This is a genomic window from Stenotrophomonas sp. GD03958 (assembly GCF_029839005.1).
Taxonomy (GTDB): domain Bacteria; phylum Pseudomonadota; class Gammaproteobacteria; order Xanthomonadales; family Xanthomonadaceae; genus Stenotrophomonas; species Stenotrophomonas hibiscicola.
This window is the reverse complement of record NZ_JAOBZT010000134.1, coordinates 1-3,812: the sequence shown is the minus strand read 5'-3', so window position 1 is coordinate 3,812 and position 3,812 is coordinate 1. Positions and strand designations below refer to the sequence as shown.

Annotated in this window: 6 protein-coding genes; all 6 read left to right on the top strand. The window is 64.0% G+C overall.

Annotation, left to right across the window (positions count from 1 at the left end; translation table 11 throughout):
* Window positions 1-151 precede the first annotated feature (151 nt).
* Complete coding sequence (rpsM, locus tag N5C25_RS20320) at window positions 152-508, top strand: 30S ribosomal protein S13 (RefSeq protein WP_004154500.1); 357 nt, start codon at window positions 152-154, stop codon at window positions 506-508.
* Window positions 509-519: 11 nt separating this feature from the next.
* On the top strand, window positions 520-909 hold the full coding sequence (gene rpsK, locus N5C25_RS20315) for a 30S ribosomal protein S11 (RefSeq protein ID WP_004145443.1): 390 nt from the start codon (window positions 520-522) through the stop codon (window positions 907-909).
* A gap of 15 nt (window positions 910-924) precedes the next feature.
* Window positions 925-1,554, top strand: coding sequence for a 30S ribosomal protein S4 (gene rpsD / locus N5C25_RS20310; protein ID WP_004145446.1), 630 nt, complete (start codon window positions 925-927; stop codon window positions 1,552-1,554).
* 55 nt (window positions 1,555-1,609) lie between these two features.
* Window positions 1,610-2,608, top strand: a complete 999-nt coding sequence (rpoA, locus tag N5C25_RS20305; protein ID WP_005408216.1) for a DNA-directed RNA polymerase subunit alpha — start codon at window positions 1,610-1,612, stop codon at window positions 2,606-2,608.
* Between the two features lie 190 nt (window positions 2,609-2,798).
* Window positions 2,799-3,182: a 50S ribosomal protein L17 gene (gene rplQ, locus N5C25_RS20300; RefSeq protein WP_005408217.1), complete on the top strand. Its 384-nt coding sequence runs from the start codon at window positions 2,799-2,801 to the stop codon at window positions 3,180-3,182.
* A gap of 166 nt (window positions 3,183-3,348) precedes the next feature.
* Window positions 3,349-3,812: disulfide bond formation protein B (locus N5C25_RS20295; RefSeq protein WP_279937784.1), on the top strand; the 464-nt coding region annotated here is incomplete at its 3' end.

Sequence of the window (3,812 nt, the reverse complement as noted above, 5' to 3'; positions counted from 1 at the left end):
CCCAGGCCGGGTTCATGAAACCAGTGGTTTCACGGGCTTCCATGTAAACCGGAACCTTGTTAGTATCGCTAGTTCACTTTTTTGATCCATCCTGCCGGATTGGCGTGCCCGAGGCGCGCTGTCGGCCATCACTCAGCTGGAGAACCGCGTCATGGCGCGTATTGCAGGCGTCAACCTGCCAGCCCAGAAGCACGTCTGGGTCGGGTTGCAAAGCATTTACGGCATCGGCCGTACCCGTTCGAAGAAGGTCTGCGAAGTCGCAGGCGTTGCTTCGACCACCAAGATCCGCGATCTGTCGGAGCCGGAAATCGAGCGCCTGCGCGCCGAAGTCGGCAAGTACATCGTGGAAGGCGATCTGCGCCGTGAGATCGGCATCGCGATCAAGCGCCTGATGGACCTGGGCTGCTACCGCGGCCTGCGTCACCGTCGTGGCCTCCCGCTGCGTGGCCAGCGCACCCGTACCAACGCCCGCACCCGCAAGGGTCCGCGCAAGGCGATCAAGAAGTAAGGGACTGAGAAATGGCTAAGCCCGCTGCTAAGACCAAGAAGAAGATTAAGCGCGTCGTCACCGACGGCGTTGCCCACGTCCACGCTTCGTTCAACAACACCATCGTCACCATCACCGACCGTCAGGGCAATGCTCTGTCGTGGGCGACCTCCGGTGGCGCTGGCTTCCGCGGTTCGCGCAAGTCGACCCCGTTCGCTGCCCAGGTGGCTGCTGAAAAGGCCGGTCGTGCTGCGCTGGACTACGGCGTGAAGTCGCTGGAAGTCCGCATCAAGGGCCCGGGTCCGGGCCGTGAGTCGGCCGTGCGTTCGCTGAACAACGTCGGCTACAAGATCACCAACATCATCGACGTGACGCCTATCCCGCACAACGGGTGCCGTCCGCCGAAGAAGCGTCGCGTCTAAAGGGAGCGATAAGAAATGGCTCGTTATATCGGTCCTACCTGTAAGCTCGCCCGTCGCGAAGGCGCCGACCTGTCCCTGAAGAGCCCGGCGCGTGCGCTGGACTCCAAGTGCAAGCTGGAGCAGAAGCCCGGCCAGCACGGCGCCACTGCCCGCAAGGGCAAGCTGTCCGACTACGCCACCCAGCTGCGTGAAAAGCAGAAGGTCAAGCGTATCTACGGCCTGCTGGAGCGTCAGTTCCGCAACTACTACAAGAAGGCCTCGACCAAGAAGGGCAACACCGGCGAGAACCTGCTGCAGCTGCTGGAAACCCGCCTGGACAACGTCGTCTACCGCATGGGCTTCGCCGTGACCCGTCCGGCTGCTCGTCAGCTGGTGTCGCACCGCGGCGTCACCGTGAATGGCAAGTCGGTCAACCTGGCTTCGTACCAGGTCAAGGCTGGCGACGCCATCGCCCTGTCTGAAAAGGCTGCCAAGCAGCTGCGCGTCCAGGAAGCCCTGACCGTCGCCGCCCAGCATGACCTGAGCCCGTCGTGGGTTGAAGTGGATTCCGGCAAGTTCACCGGCATCTTCAAGGCCGTTCCGGATCGTTCGGATCTGCCTGCGGACATCAACGAAGCGCTGATCGTCGAGCTGTATTCGAAGTAATTCACATTGGAGAGCCCCCGGCGACGGCCGGGGGTTCACTAGGAGAACCCGCAACATGACGGTTACCGCCAACCAGGTTCTGCGTCCTCGCGGTCCGCAGATCGAACGCCTTACCGACACCCGTGCAAAGGTCGTTATCGAACCTTTGGAGCGGGGTTACGGGCATACGCTGGGCAACGCCCTGCGTCGCGTGCTGCTGTCGTCCATCCCGGGCTTCGCCATCACGGAAGTCGAAATCGACGGCGTGTTGCATGAGTACACCACGGTCGAAGGTCTGCAGGAGGACGTGCTCGAAGTCCTGCTGAACCTGAAGGACGTGGCCATCCGTATGCACTCCGGCGACAGCGCCACCCTGTCCCTGTCCAAGCAGGGTCCGGGCGTTGTCACCGCTGCCGACATCAAGGTCGACCACAATGTGGAGATCCTGAACGGCGACCATGTGATCTGCCACCTGACCAAGGACACGGCGATCAACATGCGTCTGAAGATCGAACGTGGTTTCGGCTACCAGCCGGCTGCCGCGCGTCGTCGTCCGGACGAAGAAACCCGTGCCATCGGCCGCCTGGTCCTGGATGCCTCGTTCTCGCCGGTCCGCCGCGTCGCCTATGCCGTGGAAGCGGCCCGCGTCGAACAGCGTACCGACCTGGACAAGCTGGTCATCGATATCGAGACCAACGGCACCATCGATGCCGAGGAAGCCGTGCGCACCGCCGCCGACATCCTCAGCGACCAGCTGTCGGTGTTCGGTGACTTCACCCACCGCGACCGCGGTGCGGCCAAGCCGGCCAACAACGGCGTGGATCCGGTGCTGCTGCGCCCGATCGACGATCTGGAGCTGACCGTGCGTTCGGCCAACTGCCTGAAGGCTGAAAGCATCTACTACATCGGCGATCTGATCCAGAAGACCGAAGTGGAGCTGCTGAAGACCCCGAACCTGGGCAAGAAGTCGCTCACCGAGATCAAGGAAGTGCTGGCTCAGCGCGGCCTGTCGCTCGGCATGAAGCTGGAGAACTGGCCGCCGGCCGGCGTCGCCAGCCACGGCATGCTGGGCTGATATCGGTAATGCCTGAAGGCTCCACCGTTCGCGGTGGAGCCTTCAACGCAACACAACACGCCACGACGAACCGCAGGTTCGCGGGCAGGCCGTCCAGGACGGAGGGCCAGGACCAACCGCAGTCCGCGCAGCAACGCCAGGATGGCGACAACGATCCGCACAGCCTCATCATTAACCAAGGAATATCACCATGCGTCACCAGAAGTCTGGCCGTAAGTTCAGCCGCACCAGCGCCCACCGCGAAGCGATGTTCAAGAACATGGCCGCCTCGCTGTTCAAGCACGAGCTGATCAAGACCACCCTGCCGAAGGCCAAGGAACTGCGCCGCGTTGCCGAGCCGCTGATCACCCTGGCCAAGGTCGACTCCGTCGCCAACCGCCGTCTGGCCTTCGCCCGCCTGCGCGACAACGAGGCGGTGGGCAACCTGTTCACCATCCTGGGCCCGCGCTACGCGAACCGTCCGGGCGGCTACCTGCGCCTGCTGAAGTGCGGTTTCCGCGCCGGCGACAACGCGCCGATGGCCTACGTCGAGCTGGTCGACCGTCCGGTCGTGGCCGAGGAAGTGGCCGAGTAATCGGACCGCTCCAACGCGACACAGCGAAAGCCCGGCCTCTGCCGGGCTTTTGCGTTTCTGCCTGCCGGATCCGACCCGCACCGTTCCGATAGGCGTCACCTGTGGCGGTTCGAATGGCGCGCGCTCTCGGTTACGCTTGGCGCCCTGATCCATTCGAGCGTTGACGATGAATCCACTGCGCTGGCCCTTCCGCGCCCAGTTCTTCCTGGGCTTCCTGATCTGCGCGGGCCTGCTCGGCTACGCGATCTTCCTGCAGCTGAAGATGGGCCTGGAGCCGTGTCCGCTGTGCATCTTCCAGCGGCTGGCCTTCGCCGCGCTGGGCCTGCTGTTCCTGATCGGTGCGCTGCACGGGCCGTCCAACCGCCCGGGACGCGCGACCTACGGGATTCTCGCCTTCATTGCCGCCGCGGTAGGCGTCGGCATTGCCGCGCGCCACGTCTACGTGCAGATGCTGCCGCCGGAGATGGGCGCGACCTGCGGCCCGCCGCTGAGCTTCCTGCGCGAGACCATGGGGCCGCTGGAAGTGTTCCGCACGGTGCTCACCGGTACCGGCAACTGCGGCAACATCGACTGGACCTTCTTGGGCCTGACCATGCCGATGTGGTCGGGCGTGTGGTTCGTGCTGCTGGC

Excerpts from the sequence above, each read along its gene's own strand:
- rpsK (WP_004145443.1), top strand. The coding sequence starts at position 520 with ATGGCTAAGCCCGCTGCTAAGACCAAGAAGAAGATTAAGCGCGTCGTC.
- rplQ (WP_005408217.1), top strand. The coding sequence starts at position 2,799 with ATGCGTCACCAGAAGTCTGGCCGTAAGTTCAGCCGCACCAGCGCCCAC.
- rpsD (WP_004145446.1), top strand. The coding sequence starts at position 925 with ATGGCTCGTTATATCGGTCCTACCTGTAAGCTCGCCCGTCGCGAAGGC.
- rpoA (WP_005408216.1), top strand. The coding sequence starts at position 1,610 with ATGACGGTTACCGCCAACCAGGTTCTGCGTCCTCGCGGTCCGCAGATC.
- rpsM (WP_004154500.1), top strand. The coding sequence starts at position 152 with ATGGCGCGTATTGCAGGCGTCAACCTGCCAGCCCAGAAGCACGTCTGG.